This window comes from Desulfomicrobium escambiense DSM 10707, assembly GCF_000428825.1.
Classification (GTDB): Bacteria; Desulfobacterota; Desulfovibrionia; order Desulfovibrionales; family Desulfomicrobiaceae; genus Desulfomicrobium; species Desulfomicrobium escambiense.
Genome location: NZ_AUAR01000017.1, coordinates 20997 through 37402, shown reverse-complemented (window position 1 = coordinate 37402; position 16406 = coordinate 20997). Strand labels below are relative to the sequence as shown.

Genomic DNA, 16406 nt, shown 5'->3' with positions numbered 1-16406 from the left:
GTATTATGTCCATAAATATTTCTGTCATCATACCTAGTTTGAATGCGACGAGGGTGCTTAAACCACTCATCACATCCTTGCGCAATCAAATTACTGTTCCTCAAGAAATTATCGTTGTTGATTCGGAATCAACCGACGGTACAGCTCAACTAGCGCATGACTTGGGTTGTACGGTTTTGCCAATTCACCGGTGCAATTTCAACCATGGCGGCACACGTAACCTAGCCTCTCTTCATGCACAAGGTGATATCCTCGTTTTCATGACTCAGGATGCATTGCCGGTGGATTCTTTTTTCCTGCAACATTTGCTTGATCCGATCCTGTCGGGTAAGGCAGTAGCAAGCTATGCGCGGCAGGTGGCATATCCGAACGCTTCCGCGGGCGAGAAGTTTGCGAGAGATTTTAACTACCCACCTGTGAGCCAGCTACGGACGCGTGCAAGCAATGAGTCTATGGGTCTAGGGGCCTATTTTTTTTCCAACGTGTCTTCGGCAATAAGGAAAGATGTATTCATGGATGTGGGCATGTTTGCTGATGATGTGATCATGAATGAAGACATGCTCATGTGCGCGAAGCTTTTGGAGGCAGAGCACGCGGTCGTATATACCGCAGATGCGAGGGTTTATCACTCGCATGACTATTCTTTGCTGCAGACATTTCAACGATATTTCGACATTGGTGTCTTTTTTTCCAGACATTTTGACCTTCCAGGTCTGGCTACCAACGGACGCGGCGCTGCATATACTCGAGAACTGCTTGCCCACATGCTTAAGCAAGGTGAGATGTATGCTTTTTTTCATGCGATTGGACAGACATGCGCAAAATTTGCAGGCTTTACTCTTGGCAAATTGGAAAAATTCATTCCCTTGCGTATAAAAAAACACCTCAGTATGCACGTAGGATTTTGGCAAACGAATCCGTCTCGCAAGATGGCTGACCTTCGATGAAAAGAAAAATCAATTCTCTTGCCATGGCCGGTATATTTGCCGTTTCGGACTTCGCAGGGCTGCTGCTGGTCTGGTGCCTGAGTGTTTGGGTCCGTTATGCTTTTGGTGGACAGTTTGGGCTTCTCCTTTATTGGCACCTTGTTCCGTGTCTGGGGTTGTTTCTTGTGTCCAATGCTCTTGTCGGTTTATATCCTGGAATTCTGCTCAGCCCCCCTGAAGAACTCAAAAAATTATCGCAGTCCACTTCTGTCATATTTCTTGCCATGTCCGGTGCGGTGTTTCTTTCGAAACAGGGAGAGCTTTACTCGCGGGGCATTTTTCTCATGGCTTGGTTAGGAGCCCTTCTGGTGCTTCCACTGTTTCGCTCTTTGTTGCGTCGTAAGGCCCATGCCATGGATTGGTGGGGGCATCCCGTCGTGATATTGGGTGCGGGTAAAACCGGGCGGGAAGTGTGCAAAGCCTTGGCTCGTGAGCATCGCCTCGGGCTACGGCCAGTTGCATTTTTTGACGACGATCCACGCAAAATCGGGACCCTCATCCAAGGCGTGCCGGTCGAAGGGGGGCTCCAATCCGCAGGGAATTTGACCAGAGGATACCGGGACGCAGTCGCCATCGTTGCCATGCCTGGCGTATCACCTGCGCGTCTCGTGGAAATATTGGAAGGGCCGGCATCCGAGTTTCGCCGCTTGATTTTGATCCCCGATTTCTTCGGCGCGTCTTCGCTGTGGATTTCAGCCTTTGATTTAGGCGGAATTTTAGGTCTTGAGGTTCACCAGAAGCTTCTTGATCCGCGCAGGCAGTGGGTAAAGCGATGTATGGAGCTCGGGTTGATTTTCTTTTTTCTGCCGCTCATTTTATTGCTGTCTTTGGCGATAGCCATCTGGATCAAGCAAGATTCCTCCGGCCCAGTCTTTTATCGCCAAAAGCGCATCGGGCTGGACGGCAGGGACATTCTTATCTGGAAGTTTCGGACCATGGTTCAGGATGCTGACGATGCGTTGACAGAGTGCTTGGCAGTTGATCCAGTTCTGCGTGCCGAATGGGATCAGAACCACAAGTTGGCTTGTGACCCGCGCATCACCCGTGTGGGGCGCATTTTGCGAAAAACAAGCCTGGATGAGCTGCCCCAACTCTGGAACGTTTTGCGCGGGGATTTGAGTCTGGTAGGTCCGCGTCCCATTGTCTGGGACGAGGTGGACAAATATCAGGGCGGCTTTGCTCTCTATAAGAAGGTTAAGCCCGGATTGACCGGGCTTTGGCAGGTTTCCGGGCGAAGCGATACATCATATGCCGAGCGGGTCCGTCTGGATGCCTATTATGTTCGTAATTGGTCGGTCTGGTTTGATATCTACATTTTGATCAAGACGCCCGGTGAAGTGTTTCGTTGCCGTGGAGCCTGCTGATTTCCTTCCGCGATTCTATGCCACCGATATCATGCCGTGGCACAATCATTTGTAGCGTATACTATTTCTGCTTCTGCTTCAGTTTTCAACGCCAAACTGCATCCCAAAAGAATGCCGAGGATTGAGAACGCCATCCCAAGCCACCATGTCCGGAAGAAGTCGTGAGCGCTAATTCCCGAAGCCATGTACCCCAGAAATGCCGCCCAAAAGCAAGAGGTCAGTTTCCAGGAGACACCCTGATTCCTGGAGCGGTTGTTGACGATGCGGCGCAATGCCCAGAGCATATAGGTCAGCAGGAAGAAAAGGAGGATCGCCAAGCCGACGATGCCCATTTCACACAGGAACTGGAGGTAGATGTTATGTGGGTGCTGGATGCTTTGCGAATGCATGTGGAATTTGAGACCTAGCGCATGTACGCCAGGATTGTAACTGTTCAGGCCCACGCCGAGCAGGGGGGCGCTTTCAAAGACTTTCCAGGCGTACGGCCAGAGTTCTTTGATACGACCGTCGCGCATGATCATCTCAAACGACGTGCGTTTGACAAAGAGCAAGGCGCTGCCCAGCACTGTCCCGCAGCCGACAAATCCCTTCCAGGAAATGGCGTTGAGCAGGATGAGGCTGGCGGTTGTCGCCACAAAAAAGCCCAGCAGGCCGCTTCTGGTTTGAGATCCTGCAAGGAGAAAGATACCGGGTGTAAGCAGGGCGGTCATGAATGCGAATTTTGAGAACTTTTTCCATGCTATCGGTAAAATAAACCATGTTGCCAAGGCCACAGGGAGGACAAGCGACATGTAGTTTCCAACGCGATATGTCTTGAATGATCCTGTCAGTCGAATCCCCGTAGGTCCGCCGAGCGGTGCATCGCCCCGTATCAGGTCGAATCCCGTGACGTATTGGTATATTCCGTCAAGTCCTTCGTAAAATCCGGCGATTGCGAAAAGAACGACAAGAAGTTTGATGTCCTTTTCATTCCGAATGAATTCCAGGCCAATGAGGAAAAGTGTAAATGCTCCTACAGTATTTGTGTAGAATCCGTACCAGCCGTTTGATATGTTAATGTTATGAAATATTTTGAAAAATAAAAATGAGATAAATAAGATATAAATCCATTTTAATCTTTCCAGATTATAAAAATTTGATTTGTAATAGTTTGTTGAATAATATCCGGTAAGCCCGATTAAAGCTATGACTGCTCCAACATTTGAGGGCGCTTTTCCGATTGGGAGTGTCAGGATGAATATGCAAAATCCTATGCGAAGCAAATTGTAAGAAAATGAATTTATATTTTCTTTACTGTAGAATGATGTATTAAAAATATTATAGCTACAATTGTAGAAAAAATTTCCGTTCATTCTATGACATCTCTTTGAGGAACCGTGTTTTGTATCTTTTAGGATTTTTTTTTCTTTTAATTCCTAGAAGGAACCTGTTTGCGTATATGTAGGCTTTTAAAATTGCGCTGAATTTTGTTAGTTTGTAGAATAAAAGATATTCCCGCATTTTTTCAGTACTTCTCGATGCGGCTTTGAAGTGGAGTATGCTTCCGGTTCTTCTTTTGACATCATTGAAGAATTCGGACTCGAGAATCAAAATTTCTGCATTATTGAATTTGTATGTTTTTCCAGGGGATATTATATTGTTAATATCAAGTAATATGTCGCTCAGGGCTTTTTGGTCTGTGGAGTCCTGGTCGCCTTCGCATCTTGAAATCCAATTTTTGAGCAGACATTCCAAGCCTGCCTTATTTTTTGACAGGGGGTCTATCAGTATGACTCCACTGTTGATAATACCGTTTTTGCGAAAGTCGCTTGCCGTCTGTTCGGAGTATATTCTGAAAGTCAGGCAGATATCTGCCTCAGGAAAAACAGGGCGCTCCGTGAAAAGGCAATCTGCGTCGATAAACAAGAATTTCTGCTGTGATCTATGAAAATAGTCGATAATGCATCTGGGCTTATGTGTTGCTCTAATACTGTTTTTTGAGTTGATGTCTTTGTATTCTTCGCTTGTCTTGAATTCGATAAACTCAGCATCAATAGTCTTTTTCGTATCCTCGCAGATTCCAAGGTCATAGACGATCAGTCTTTGCCCGAACGTTCGTAAGCAGTTTTCAGCCAAGTTTCTAACAAAATTGGCGTAACCTTCGTCAGCGCTCGTTACTATTGCATAGGAATCGTTCATTTTTGACCTTCAAACTGAAGCGTATAGAGCTTGGTGTACAGCGGGCAGGTCTGCAGGAGTTGTTCGTTGGTGCCTTGGCTGACGATTTCACCGTTTCGCATGACGATAATCCGGTCTGCGGAGAGCACGGTGGAGAGGCGATGTGCGATGACGATGCTGGTTCTCCCCTTCATGAGGTTGTCCAGCGCCTGCTGGACGATGCGCTCGGATTCGGTATCCAGAGCTGACGTGGCTTCGTCCAGGATCAAAAGTGTAGGGTTCTTCATGATGGCTCTGGCAATGGTCAGACGCTGTTTCTGTCCCCCTGAGAGCTTCACGCCTTTTTCGCCGACGACTGTGTCGTAGCCTTGGGGCAGTTCCATGATGAAGTCATGGGCGTAGGCTGCCTTTGCCGCCTGCTCCACCAGGATATGGTCCGTGCCCGGTTGCCCGTAGGCGATATTGTCTCGTACCGACAGATTGAAGAGAAACGGGTCCTGAGACACGATTCCAATGTTCGTGCGCAGACTGGCCAGCGTGTAGTCGCGCAATGGGCGGCCGTTCAGACGAATTACACCCTCCGTGCAATCGTGAAAACGCGGCACCAGGTGCGCAAAGGTCGTTTTGCCGGCGCCGCTCTGGCCGACCAAGGCGATGCGCTCACCTGCGTTGATTGTCAGGTTGATGCCCTTCAGAGCCGGTTCCGGCGCTCCCGGATAGGAAAAGCTCACACGCTCAAAGGACAGCACGGTGAACGGGGGGGTGTATTCGAGCGTGCCGCCGGTTTCTTCAACCAGTTCCGCCGAATCAAGAATTTCGAAGACGCGCTCCGCCCCTGCCATGGCCTGCTGGATGGTGTTGTTGGCTTGGCTGATGGATTTGAAGGGATCGTACAGCATGATCAGGGCTGTCATGAAGGAGAAGAATTCTCCGGGAGTCCGGTTTCCGGCAATAACTTGGCTGCCGCCGTACCAAATGACCAGCCCGGCGCCGACGGCTCCAATGAGTTCCATGATCGGGGAAGAGAGCTGGTTGTACATCTTCCCTTTGATGCCGATGCGAGCCAGGTTGTTGCTGACATGCCTGAATTTGTTTTTTTCGTACTCCTCGGAAGCAAAAGCCTTCACCACCCGCAGCCCGTTGAAGCTCTCCTGGAGGTGGGAGGAAATATCAGCCAGTTCAGATTGGTATTTTCTGCCGATTTTGCGCAACTTCCGTCCGAAGTAGATGACTGGATAGACTGCCAGCGGGAAGACAAGACAGGCCCAGAAGGCGAGCTGCATGTCTCTGTAGAGGACAAGGCCGATCAGTCCGACCATGGTCAGGCTGTGCTGTATGAGCCGTATGAGTTCCGGCAGGCTGGCGCTGATCAGATTCACATCGCTGATGATGCGGGACATGAGCATCCCGACGCGGGTTTCGCCAAAAAAATCCATCGGCAGGCAGATTATCTTCGCAAACAGCTCATATCGCAGTTGCTCAAGAACTTTTGTTCCGCAGTAGGACATGAGAAACTTCTGTACGAAGAGCCCAAGTCCTTTTGCAAGAAAGACAGCGACAAGAAGAAATGGAACAATGACCAGTGAGGTAGCGTCCTTTTTGATAAAAATTTCGTCAAGAGCTGGTTGGACTAGGTATGCAGCTCCTGCTGTGCTGAGCGCGACAACGCCCAAGGCCGCAAAAGAGGCGACAATAAGCAGCTTGTACGGTAAAAAGTAGCTCAGGCTGCGCCGAAGCAGATTTACAGTATGGTTTTCCAGGAATTTCATGATTTACTCGGCAGCCTTTCGGCAATGCCCATCTCCTTGTACAGTTTGCGGAAGCAGCGGTTGGTCTTGGCCCGGACAAAGAAGGGCCAGCGTAACCAGAATTGCCCCCTGTAGCGCTCTCTGCCGGTTTGAAAGTCGATGAAGACCGGACATTCCGGTGACTTTACCAGGATGTTGCGTGGCACGATCCCAAAATGATCAATGGCGTGGCGTACAAAGACTTCGCGCCGAATGCGTTCAAGTGTCGTCCAGAAATCGGGGCTGAGTACACGCGTGTTCTTGACGAGGCTTGGCGCGATATCTCCCCTGTCGTCACGAACAACGTCCATGACGAGCGCCTTGACGCCGTCCTGAGTCGTTTCAATCCCGTGTATGTGCACAAAATAGCGGCGGAGTTCCGAGGGACAGACCGCGATAATCTTATTGTAGTTCTTCCATTCGTATTCGAGAAAATCCCTGATTCCGTATTTGGCATTCACTATTTCATCAGGATCGGGGCGCCCTCCCTTGAACCTGCGTTTCTGTATCAACACCTTGGCGCAGAGTTCGGGTTGGCCGACCACGGCGCGAATTTCGCACCAGCCGCCTTTGACGATCGGGGGGCCAAGTTCAATCACCGGCAAGCTCCTCGTGCCTGGAAAAAAAGTTCAATTTTATCGGACATGATGCGCAGCGAATTCTCATTTGCTGCATTCCAGAAAATTTTGCCGAGTCCCAGGATATCCTCGACTTCGGTTTCGAGCAGGCTTTCCAGGACGGCAGCGACATGTGATGCGCCGGAAGAAGCGGGCAGCAACAGACGCTGTGCCTGGTGCGGCCAGACTTCGTTTACTCCGCCGATATCCCTGGCCACGCACGCCAGTCCTTCTGCCATGGCTTCAAGCAGGGTGTTGGGGAGTCCCTCGCTGAAGGAAGGGAGAAGAAAAATGTCCGACTGCCGCAACGCGCTCCTCACATCCTTCTGAAACCCATGCCATACGACCCGGTCGTCAAGGTCGAGCCGGGACGTCAGCGCTTTCAATTCAGTCTCGATGCGTCCGGTCCCCACAATGTCATAAAAAAAATCATACCCGCGTTTTTTCAGGTCGGCCAGGGCTTCGAGAACATCTCGGTGCCCCTTGTCCTCGTTGACCTGGCTGGTGGAGATGAAGCGCAGAGGGAAGTGCGCCGTGGCAGGCGGCGCCGGCGCCGGCTCCTTGCCCGTCAGGACCACCGTGACCTCTTCCGATCTGAGATGGGGCAGTTCCTGCAGTAGGCCCTCCTTGATCTGTTCACAGGGGACAAGGATGGACGGCCGCACCCATTTGTGCATCAAGCGTACCTTCCAGGTGTTCAGCATGTCGCCTGCCAGCCCGACCCGGTGCACGACAGGAATGCCGAGAACCTTGGCCGCGACGCCGGCCGTACGCATGTCCTTGCCGACATTGACGACAATCAGATCGATCTTACCTTTTCTGAACATCCCAATGAAGCGTGAAATCAGCAGCGGGTTGAAATCAGGGCCGAAGGAGAGTCCCATGGCTTCCAAGCCCATATCGCGAGCCTTGTCGACAAAGGGCCCCGGGCGTCCGACAATGACGGCGTGATTGCCCCGTGTGGCCAGACCGCAGGCAACGTCCAGGGTCCAGCTCTTGACGCCGCCCCATTTATTTGTGGAGTTGACGAAACAGATGTTCACGCACGCCCCTCGGGGCGTCTTCCCCGGACAAGCGAAGACGTGCGTTTTGTGGCCAGAAGGGTCGTCTTGACCCCAAGCCATGAGCGGCTTTTGCGGTCCGTGACCGCCAGCCTTCCAATGCGGAGGGGATCTGTACCCGGCCCGACGTATCCGGCCCGAAGATTCAGCACTCCTTCATATCCTGCCTGCCTGGCCGCCTCCAGGGTGATGTCGTCGTATTCCCCCCAAGGGAGGCAGAGGAAAGGACAGGGCTTTTCGAGAACGCTCTCCAAATGACCCTTGCTGTTGCTGAAATCATCAAGGCAGAATGCCAGGCGCTCTTCAGGCGTTGTCAGGGTCAGGGGGCGGCCGGCCCAGTCAAGGCCGAAACCGGCATGTGCATAGGCGCTTCCGACGGGGTGGACCGGGGTGTCCGCAGGTGCCGGCCCACACAGGGCTTCGTGGCTCCAGTGCATGTTGTCGCCCAGGACGCCCTGCTGAATCCGGTTTATGAAACAGGCCTGATGCGCTGCCGAGTGCGAATAGACCTCCATCCCCGCCTCGTGGACCACGGCCCGGGCCTCGTCATGGTTCATAAAGCCCTCGAAATGCCCCTTGATCGCTCGCCGTATGATATCGCCCAGGGATGGTACGTTTGTGCCCTGGCCTCCCTGGTCCGCACGCGGGCGAACCTTGCCTGGCGCCAGGAAATCCGTGACGGCGAAGAAGGAGGCGCACATGCCGCGCCGCAGCAGTTCTGGAACCGCGTAGACCCAGCTGTCCAATGTGCAGTCGTCGAAGGTCAGGACCACCGATGGCCCAGCCATGCGCCGCTGGCCTCGTATGATTTCGAGCAGGTGCTTGAGGCTGATGCTTTCGAGGCCCATACTGGCGAGAAGGTCCAGGTGGCTGCCGAATTTTTCCGGCGTCATGCCACTGTCCGGCCGCACCTGATGGTAGCACAGGATTGGAATGCTTCCACCCAGAGTTGACTGCAGAAGAGACAGCGGTTTCATTGTCTGGCCAGTTTCGTTAATCTGGCATAAAGATCGAGAGTTCTGTCGCGCATGGCTTCTATGGAGAACTCGTTTCTGAATTCCACTTGGTCGGCGGGGGGCAGCGCCAATGTCTGCTCCAGTTGAAGTGCGGGGGACATGCTTTCGTTGAGAAAGTTGATACGGTTGTAGTAGGAATGTATTTCCCGCAACGGTTCGGACTGTCTGGCCAGGATCGGCAAACCATAAGAGCACGCTTCAAGAACGACTCCCGGCATTCCTTCATGCGCTGGTCCCGACGTGAAAAGCAGGGCATCCAGTGCGGAGTAGGCGGCGTGCATGTCCTTCATCTCCCCAGTGAATGTGACTTCGGCCTCAATGTTCAAAAGCCCGGCAAGCTTTTTATGAGGTGCTTGGTCCCCTCCGCCAATAATCACGAAATGAAATCTTCCTGGGCACTCCTGCAGGGCCTTTGCCGCAAAATGGAGAAAAAAATTCAGGCCCTTTCCTGCCGTAAGCCTACCTACGAAGCCAATGAGGGGCTTGTCATGGGGAAGGTGAAATTCTTCAAGGGCCATGGTGCCCATAGATGCGAGTTTATCGAGCCCATTGTGGAGCACGCTGATCTTGTCCAACGGCAGCCGTGTCATTTGATGATAGTATGCTCGGGTCTCCTCTGAGACGCAAACGACATGGTGGGCCATCAGGCCCATGACGGCGGCTTCTTCCTTGCATTGTTTCCACCGGCGAAACCGTGTTGCGCCGTACCAATGCTGGCCGCGCGAGTGAACCTGGCCGATACGAACGGGTATCTTGGCGAGCCAAGCCGCCAGAATCCCGAAAATGTTGCCGCCGAAGGAGTGGGTGTGCACGATGTCGGCCTTGTGCTCCCGGAACAGTCGGGCCAGCCTGACGATGGCCAGCGGGTCCCAGTGGCCCTTGCGGGGAAGGAAGTGCGTCCGCACGCCCAAGACTGCCAACTCGTCGAAGAACACCCCCTTGTCCTTGTAGGTCACGACGTGAACGTCGTAATCCTCCGCGAGCAGCGGCAGGAGCGCCCGCAGCCTGCGCTGGACGCCGCCCACCTTGAGGTTGTTCGTGACCCGAAAAAGAACCGGTTTGCGCATGGCTATTCGTTTTGCCCCAAAATTTTTTTCGCCAGCACGGCCGCCCCGAAGCCGTTGTCGATGTTGACCACGCCCACGCCCGGGGCGCAGGAGTTGAGCATGGCCAGGAGGGGGGTCAGGCCGGCGAAATTGGCCCCATAGCCTGTCGAGGTCGGGACCGCAATGACCGGGGCCTTGACCAGGCCGCCCAGGACGCTGGGCAGGGCTCCCTCCATGCCTGCCACGGCGATGACGACGCGCGCCTGGCGCAGGGTGTCCAGGTGCCGCTCCAGGCGGTGCAGGCCGGCCACGCCCACGTCGGAGACCAGGTGCGCGCTCAAGGACAGGAATCTGGCGGTGCCCAGGGCCTCGCGGGCCACGGGCAGATCCGAGGAGCCGGCGGTGACGATGAGCACGTCCGACTCGGGCGCCCTGGGGTCCGGCGAAAGCAGGTCCGCGCCCAGGCTGAAGAGACGGGCTTCTTCCCACAGGCATCCGTGCGGGAAGAGGCGCAGCAGTTCCCGTCCCTGCCTCTCGGCGATCCTGGTGGCCAGGACGGGGTGGTGCCGCCCGAGGGCGTCCAGGGAAGCTGCGATCTGTTCCAGAGTCTTGCCCTGGCCGTAGACCACTTCGCCCACTCGTGTGCGCTCGAAGCGACCAGGGTCGAGGTGCAGCCCGTCGTGCCCGCAGCCGGTAATGGATTGCGCCGCCGCTTCGCAGGAGATGTTTCCGGCCGCGACATCGCGCAGCAGTTGTTCGAGATTCTTGGGGTTCATGAAAGAATGTACCTGATAAAATGATGGGCGGTCACGGAAAATCCGCCCCAGCCCTAGCAGAAGGGCCGGGGGCGGGCAAGTCGCCGGGGCCGGCCCGTATTGCAAAGAGGCTTTGGAAAAGATAGCGTGCGCGGATATGGCGGCCAAGCGTATCCTCTTCATTTCACGATCGGAACTTGTTTCCCCGCTCCATGCGCAGTTCAAGGCCCATGACTGCCAGGCCATGGTCGTCGAGGACCGCGCCTCGGCCCTGAAAGTCATCGAGGGGCGCAAGGCAGATCTCGTCTTCACCCTGCCGAGTCTGCCCGGATACCGCGCCCAGGACTTGCTCGAAACCGTGCAGCAGTCCGACAACCCCCTGCCGGTCATCGTCTTCACGGACAAGGGCAGCGCCGACGAGGCCCGTCTGTTCATGGAGCTTGGCGCCCAGGACTACTGGCTCTGCCCCCTGACCTGGGAAAAGGTCCAGGCAGCCCTGCCCGCCGATGTCCCTTCCGGACCCTCCACGCCCGCCGCGCCGCTCCAGGGAAAACCGCGCGAGGTGTCCATCATCGGCCGGCACCCGGCCGTGATGCGGGTCCTGGCCCTGGCCCGGCAGGTGGCCGCGTCCAAGGCCACGGTGCTCATCTCCGGCGAGTCGGGTACGGGCAAGGAGATGTTCGCGCGCTTCATCCACATCCATTCGGGCCGGGAGAACGGGCCTTTCGTGGCCGTGAACTGCGCGGCCCTGCCCGAGCATCTCCTGGAGAGCGAGCTCTTCGGCCACGAGAAAGGCGCCTTCACCGGCGCCATTTCACGCAAGCTTGGCAAATTCGAGCTGGCCAGCGGCGGCACGCTGCTCCTCGACGAAATTTCCGAGATGGCCCTGCCCCTGCAGGCCAAGCTCCTGCGCGCCCTGCAGGAGGGCGAGATCGACCGCGTCGGCGGCGTCGAGACCGTCAAGGTCGACGTGCGCGTGCTGGCCACCACCAACCGCAATCTGGAGCAGAGCGTCGAGCGGGGCGAGTTCCGCCAGGACCTCTTCTACCGCCTGAACGTCATCCCCCTGCGCCTGCCGCCCTTGGCCCAGCGTGGCGAGGACGTGCTTCTCCTGGCCGATTTCTTCATCCGCCGCAATTCTCGCGAATACGGCCTGGGCGCCCTGCAGCTCTCGGACGACGCCAGGCAGTGGCTCATGGCCCACGACTGGCCGGGCAACGTGCGCGAGCTCCAGAATCTCATGGAGCGGGCCGTGCTCCTGGCCGGCGGCGGCCCCATCCGGCCGGTGCACTTCCTCATGGACGGCCAGGAATGGTCGCCGGAGGACGAGGAGGCCGAGGATGCGGCAGGCAGCGCCGCCCCGGTCCAGGCCCCGTCCATTTCCTTTGAAGAGGGCGGCCGCATCCCGACCATCCAGGAGATGGAGATGCAGCTCATCATCAAGAGCCTGGACAGGACCTCCGGCAACCGTACCAAGGCTTCGGAGCTGCTTGGAATTTCCGTGCGCACCCTGCGCAACAAACTCGGTGAATACAGAAAGATCGGCCTGGACATCCCCTGAAGACCGGGCCGTGAAGGAGAATATCATGCTTTGTTCGCAAGTTGAGGGCTACCTGTCCAGGTCGTCGTGGATCCGACGCATGTTCGAGGCCGGCATCGAGCTCAAGAAGAAATATGGGTCCGAGAACGTGTACGATTTCAGCCTGGGCAATCCGGATCTGGCGCCGCCCGCGGCCGTGGCCGAAGGCCTGCGCGAGCTGGCCGACGACGCCTGCAAGCCCTTCGCCTTCGGCTACATGCCCAATGCCGGCTATCCCCAGGTGCGGCAGCGCCTGGCCGAGGTCATCGCCGGGGAGCAGGGCACGGCCGTGACCGCCGATCAGGTGGTCGTGACCTGCGGCGCGGCCGGAGGCATCAACGCCCTGTTCCGGGCCGTGCTCGAGCCCGGTGACGAGGTGCTCTGCCCGGCGCCCTATTTCGTGGAGTACGGCTTCTACGCCGAGAACCACCGCGGCGTGCTGAAGGCCGTGCCGTCCAAGCCCCTGACCTTCGAACTGGATGTCAAGGCCCTGGCCGCGGCCATCACCGAGCGCACCCGCTGCGTGCTCGTTAACTCGCCCAACAACCCCACGGGCCGCATCTATACATTAGACGAGTTGGCCAGCCTGGCCGACGTCCTGCGCCAGGCCTCGGCCCGCACGGGCCGGCCCATCCTGCTCATCTCCGACGAGCCGTACCGCTTTCTGGCCTACGACGGCGCCGATGTCCCGGCGATCTTTCCGGTCTACGAGCACAGCGTGGTGGTCAGCTCCTTCTCCAAGAACCTGGCCCTGGCCGGGGAGCGCGTCGGGTACGTGGCCGTGAACCCGGCAATGCCCGAGGCGGGCAAACTGGTGGCGGGCATCATCCTGACCAACCGCATCCTCGGTTTCGTCAACGCCCCGGCCGTGGGGCAGAAGCTGCTGGCCAAGGCCCTCGGCCACCAGGTGGACGCGTCCATCTACGCCAGTCGCCGCGACGCCATGGCCGAGGTCCTGCGCGAGGCGGGCTACGCCTTTTCCGTGCCCCAGGGCGCGTTCTATTTCTTCCCGCGCATCCCCAAGGGCAGCGACGACGCGGCCTTCGTGAACGAGCTCATGCAGGAGCAGATCCTGGCCGTACCGGGCTCGGGCTTCGGCTACCCCGGATATTTCCGTCTGGCCTTCTGTGTGGACGAAAGCACCATCCGCGGCGCCGGCCCCGGCTTCGCGCGGGCCTTTGCCAAGGCCATGGCCTAGAACTGTCGGGGGCGGCCGGGTTTTGGACCGGCGTCCCTTTTCTGCCTATTTTCGTCTCCGCCCCCGCGACGCGCTGCGTTGCGGGGCGCCGAGACCGTACTTGACGGGTGCATGGAACTTGTCTATGCAACCCTACTTCTTTTCCCTACAATAGGTGCCCTTGCATGTTCGACAGCTTGTCAGACCGGCTAGAATCGGTTTTCAAAAAATTGCGCGGCCACGGCCGCCTCGACGAAGGCAACATCCAGGAAGGTCTGCGTGAAGTGCGCCTGGCCCTGCTGGAAGCCGACGTCAACTTCAAGGTCGTCAAGGACTTCGTCGAACGGGTCAAGACCAGGGCCCTGGGGCAGGACGTGCTCGGCAGCCTCACGCCGGGGCAGCAGGTCATCAAGATCGTCCACGAGGAGCTCATCGAGCTCCTGGGCGGCGAGAGCTACGCCCTGGATTTCAAGGGCAAGCCGCCCTATGTGATCATGATGGCCGGCCTGCAGGGCTCGGGCAAGACCACGTCCGCGGCCAAGCTGGCCCTCTACCTGCGCCGCCAGAAGTTCCAGCCCTACCTGGTCCCGGCCGACGTCTACCGCCCCGCGGCCATCGACCAGCTGACCAAGCTCGGCTCGGAGCTCGGCGTGCCGGTCTACCCGTCCACCGTGGAGATGAATCCGGTGGACATCTGCGCGGCGGCCATGCGCGAGGCCGAACTCAAGGGCTGCTCCGTGATCATTCTCGACACGGCGGGCCGCCTGCACATCGACGAGCTGCTCATGCAGGAGCTGGTCGGCATCAAGGAAAAATGCCGGCCCCATGAAATTTTGTTCGTGGCCGACGCCATGACCGGCCAGGACGCGGTGACCGTGGCCGAGAAGTTCAACGAAGTCCTGGACATCACCGGCGTGGTCCTGACCAAGATGGACGGCGACGCCCGCGGCGGCGCGGCCCTGTCCATCAAGTCCATCACCGGCAAGCCGCTGAAGTTCGTCGGCATGGGCGAGCGCCTGAGCGAACTGGAGGTCTTCCACCCGGACCGCATCGCCTCGCGCATCCTGGGCATGGGCGACGTCCTGACGCTCATCGAGAAGGCCCAGGCCACCATAGACGCCAAGGAGGCCGAGGCCCTCGAGAAGAAGTTCAAGAAGGCCGAGTTCGACCTCGAAGATTTCCGCACGCAGATGCGGCGCATCAAGAAGCTCGGCTCCCTTGAGGGGATCATGAAGCTCATTCCCGGAATGGGCCAGATCCGCAAGCAGTTGCAGGACGTGCAGATGCCCGAGAAGGAGCTGGCCAGGGTCGAGGCCATGATCAACTCCATGACCATGGCCGAGCGCCACGAACCCAAGATCATCAACCCCAGCCGCAAGCAGCGCATCGCCAAGGGCAGCGGGGTCACGGTCACGGAAGTCAATCAGCTGCTCAAGAATTTCGAGCAGATGCAGAAAATGATGAAGAAGATGATGGGCGGCAAGATGCCGGCCATGCCCCAGGGCGCACGCATGCCCGGAATGCCGGGGATGCCCGGCGTGGGCGGAATGCCCGGAGCTCTGCCGGGCGGCATGCCCGGAATGCCCGGCATGGGCGGAATGCCCGGAAAGGGGCCTGGCGGGCGTTCGGCCGCAGAGGCGGCCAAGCTCAAGGAAAAGCGCAAAAAGGCCAAGAAGCAGCGCAGGAAAAAATAGCCGCCCGGCTCGCCCCTTCCGCTGGAGGCGGGCGCCGGACGCGCACCACACTTACGTTCAGGGAGAACTACAATGGCTATGAAACTCAGACTGACCCGCATGGGCTCCAAGAAGAAACCCTTCTACCGCATCGTCGCCGTGGATTCCGCTTCCCGTCGCGACGGCCGGGTCCTTGATTACGTGGGCTACTACAACCCCATGACCGAGCCCGCCGACATCAAGATCGACCAGGACAAGATCAAAAGCTGGATGGAACGCGGCGCACAGCCCACGGATACCGTTCGCTCCTTGCTAAAGAAAGCTGGATTCAGTAATTAGTACCTCCAAGGCTCGTCGTTCGGCTCGACTTGCGACCCTACAGCTCTACAGCGGAGGTACCTATGCTCAAGGATTTGATCGAATTCATAGCCAAGTCTTTGGTTGACAATCCGGACAGTGTTTCCGTTTCCGAAATCGAGGGCGAGCAGACTTCCGTCATTGAACTCAAGGTGGCCAAGGAAGACCTTGGCAAGGTCATAGGCAAGCAGGGTCGCACGGCCAGGGCCATGCGCACCATACTGGGCGCGGCTTCGACCAAGGCCAGGAAACGTTCCGTCCTGGAGATTCTGGAGTAGCGTGTCCGTCGAGAATTCAGGCCCGGTCAGGCTTGTGGAGCTGGGCCGGGTCCAGAAACCGCATGGCCTCAAGGGGGAGCTCTGCATCGAACTTTATGCAGACTCCCCTTTCCTCTTTGAGGGATTGCGGCGTATCTACCTCCAGCTCCCGGGCAAGAAGCCCAGGCCCTGCGAGCTTCTGGAGTGGCGTCCCCACCAGGGGCGCGCGTTGATTTTTGTCGACCGCTGTCAGGGGCGGGACCAGGCCGAGGGCTGGCGAGGGGCCGAGGTGCTTGCCAGGGAGAAGGACCTGCCTGAGCTCGAAGAGGGCGAGGTGCGGCCGGAGGATCTCATAGATCTGCCGGTCATGCACGTCGACGGGTCGCGGATCGGAATCCTGGCGGACATCCGCGACGTGGCCGGACAGGAGCTGTGGTTCATCCATGACGACCAGGGCCGCGAGATTATGCTGCCGGCCGTGGAGGAGTTCGTCCTGGACATAGACCTGGACGCCGGTGTTATCGTCGTCGACCCGCCCGAGGGGCTCCTCGAACTGTACCAGAACCCCTGACCC

Annotated in this window: 16 protein-coding genes; 8 read left to right on the top strand and 8 right to left on the bottom strand. The window is 57.3% G+C overall.

All coding sequences use genetic code 11. From position 1 onward, the window contains the following. Nucleotides 1-5: 5 nt before the first annotated feature. Nucleotides 6-947: a glycosyltransferase family 2 protein gene (locus G394_RS20830; RefSeq protein ID WP_084435641.1), complete on the top strand. Its 942-nt coding sequence runs from the start codon at nucleotides 6-8 to the stop codon at nucleotides 945-947. Next, a complete protein-coding gene (gene wbaP, locus G394_RS0113410) occupies nucleotides 944-2350 on the top strand; it encodes an undecaprenyl-phosphate galactose phosphotransferase WbaP (protein WP_211226281.1) in 1407 nt (468 codons plus the stop codon). Before G394_RS20830 ends, wbaP begins: the two co-directional genes overlap by 4 nt. Before the next feature lie 29 nt (nucleotides 2351-2379). Here the strand turns inward: wbaP and G394_RS20825 are convergent, their stop codons facing one another. The 8 genes from G394_RS20825 to larB all read right to left on the bottom strand — a co-directional run bounded on the left by G394_RS20825 (nucleotide 2380) and on the right by larB (nucleotide 10810). Next, nucleotides 2380-3702: an O-antigen ligase family protein gene (locus G394_RS20825; RefSeq protein ID WP_084435639.1), complete on the bottom strand. Its 1323-nt coding sequence runs from the start codon at nucleotides 3700-3702 to the stop codon at nucleotides 2380-2382. Nucleotide 3703: 1 nt separating this feature from the next. After that, the gene (locus G394_RS21250) at nucleotides 3704-4528 is read right to left on the bottom strand and encodes a hypothetical protein (RefSeq protein WP_156902613.1); all 825 of its coding nucleotides are present in this window, start codon (nucleotides 4526-4528) and stop codon (nucleotides 3704-3706) included. Then, nucleotides 4525-6276 carry an ABC transporter ATP-binding protein gene (locus tag G394_RS0113400; protein ID WP_028578092.1) on the bottom strand — a complete coding sequence of 584 codons (1752 nt, stop codon included), beginning with the start codon at nucleotides 6274-6276 and terminating at the stop codon, nucleotides 4525-4527. Before G394_RS0113400 ends, G394_RS21250 begins: the two co-directional genes overlap by 4 nt. Continuing rightward, on the bottom strand, nucleotides 6273-6893 hold the full coding sequence (locus G394_RS0113395; RefSeq protein ID WP_028578091.1) for a hypothetical protein: 621 nt from the start codon (nucleotides 6891-6893) through the stop codon (nucleotides 6273-6275). Before G394_RS0113395 ends, G394_RS0113400 begins: the two co-directional genes overlap by 4 nt. After that, a complete protein-coding gene (locus G394_RS19220; protein ID WP_051307189.1) occupies nucleotides 6890-7954 on the bottom strand; it encodes a glycosyltransferase in 1065 nt (354 codons plus the stop codon). Before G394_RS19220 ends, G394_RS0113395 begins: the two co-directional genes overlap by 4 nt. Next, entirely contained in the window at nucleotides 7951-8865 is a 915-nt protein-coding gene (locus G394_RS0113385; protein WP_028578090.1) for a polysaccharide deacetylase family protein, read from the bottom strand. Before G394_RS0113385 ends, G394_RS19220 begins: the two co-directional genes overlap by 4 nt. Before the next feature lie 80 nt (nucleotides 8866-8945). Next, nucleotides 8946-10055, bottom strand: coding sequence for a glycosyltransferase (locus G394_RS0113380; RefSeq protein ID WP_028578089.1), 1110 nt, complete (start codon nucleotides 10053-10055; stop codon nucleotides 8946-8948). A gap of 2 nt (nucleotides 10056-10057) precedes the next feature. Continuing rightward, nucleotides 10058-10810: a nickel pincer cofactor biosynthesis protein LarB gene (gene larB, locus G394_RS0113375; RefSeq protein WP_028578088.1), complete on the bottom strand. Its 753-nt coding sequence runs from the start codon at nucleotides 10808-10810 to the stop codon at nucleotides 10058-10060. Between the two features lie 136 nt (nucleotides 10811-10946). Between larB and G394_RS0113370 the strand changes: the two genes are divergently transcribed. The 6 genes from G394_RS0113370 to rimM all read left to right on the top strand — a co-directional run bounded on the left by G394_RS0113370 (nucleotide 10947) and on the right by rimM (nucleotide 16403). Continuing rightward, nucleotides 10947-12350 carry a sigma-54-dependent transcriptional regulator gene (locus G394_RS0113370; RefSeq protein ID WP_028578087.1) on the top strand — a complete coding sequence of 468 codons (1404 nt, stop codon included), beginning with the start codon at nucleotides 10947-10949 and terminating at the stop codon, nucleotides 12348-12350. A gap of 25 nt (nucleotides 12351-12375) precedes the next feature. Beyond that, nucleotides 12376-13566 (top strand): pyridoxal phosphate-dependent aminotransferase, encoded by a 1191-nt coding sequence (locus G394_RS0113365; RefSeq protein ID WP_043775936.1) that lies wholly within the window; start codon nucleotides 12376-12378, stop codon nucleotides 13564-13566. Nucleotides 13567-13730: 164 nt separating this feature from the next. Then, the gene (gene ffh, locus G394_RS0113360; protein WP_028578085.1) at nucleotides 13731-15239 is read left to right on the top strand and encodes a signal recognition particle protein; all 1509 of its coding nucleotides are present in this window, start codon (nucleotides 13731-13733) and stop codon (nucleotides 15237-15239) included. 72 nt (nucleotides 15240-15311) lie between these two features. Further along, entirely contained in the window at nucleotides 15312-15557 is a 246-nt protein-coding gene (gene rpsP / locus G394_RS0113355) for a 30S ribosomal protein S16 (RefSeq protein WP_028578084.1), read from the top strand. 62 nt (nucleotides 15558-15619) lie between these two features. Next, nucleotides 15620-15853, top strand: a complete 234-nt coding sequence (locus G394_RS0113350; RefSeq protein WP_028578083.1) for a KH domain-containing protein — start codon at nucleotides 15620-15622, stop codon at nucleotides 15851-15853. Between the two features lies 1 nt (nucleotide 15854). Further along, nucleotides 15855-16403 (top strand): ribosome maturation factor RimM, encoded by a 549-nt coding sequence (gene rimM, locus G394_RS0113345; RefSeq protein ID WP_028578082.1) that lies wholly within the window; start codon nucleotides 15855-15857, stop codon nucleotides 16401-16403. Nucleotides 16404-16406: the final 3 nt, after the last annotated feature.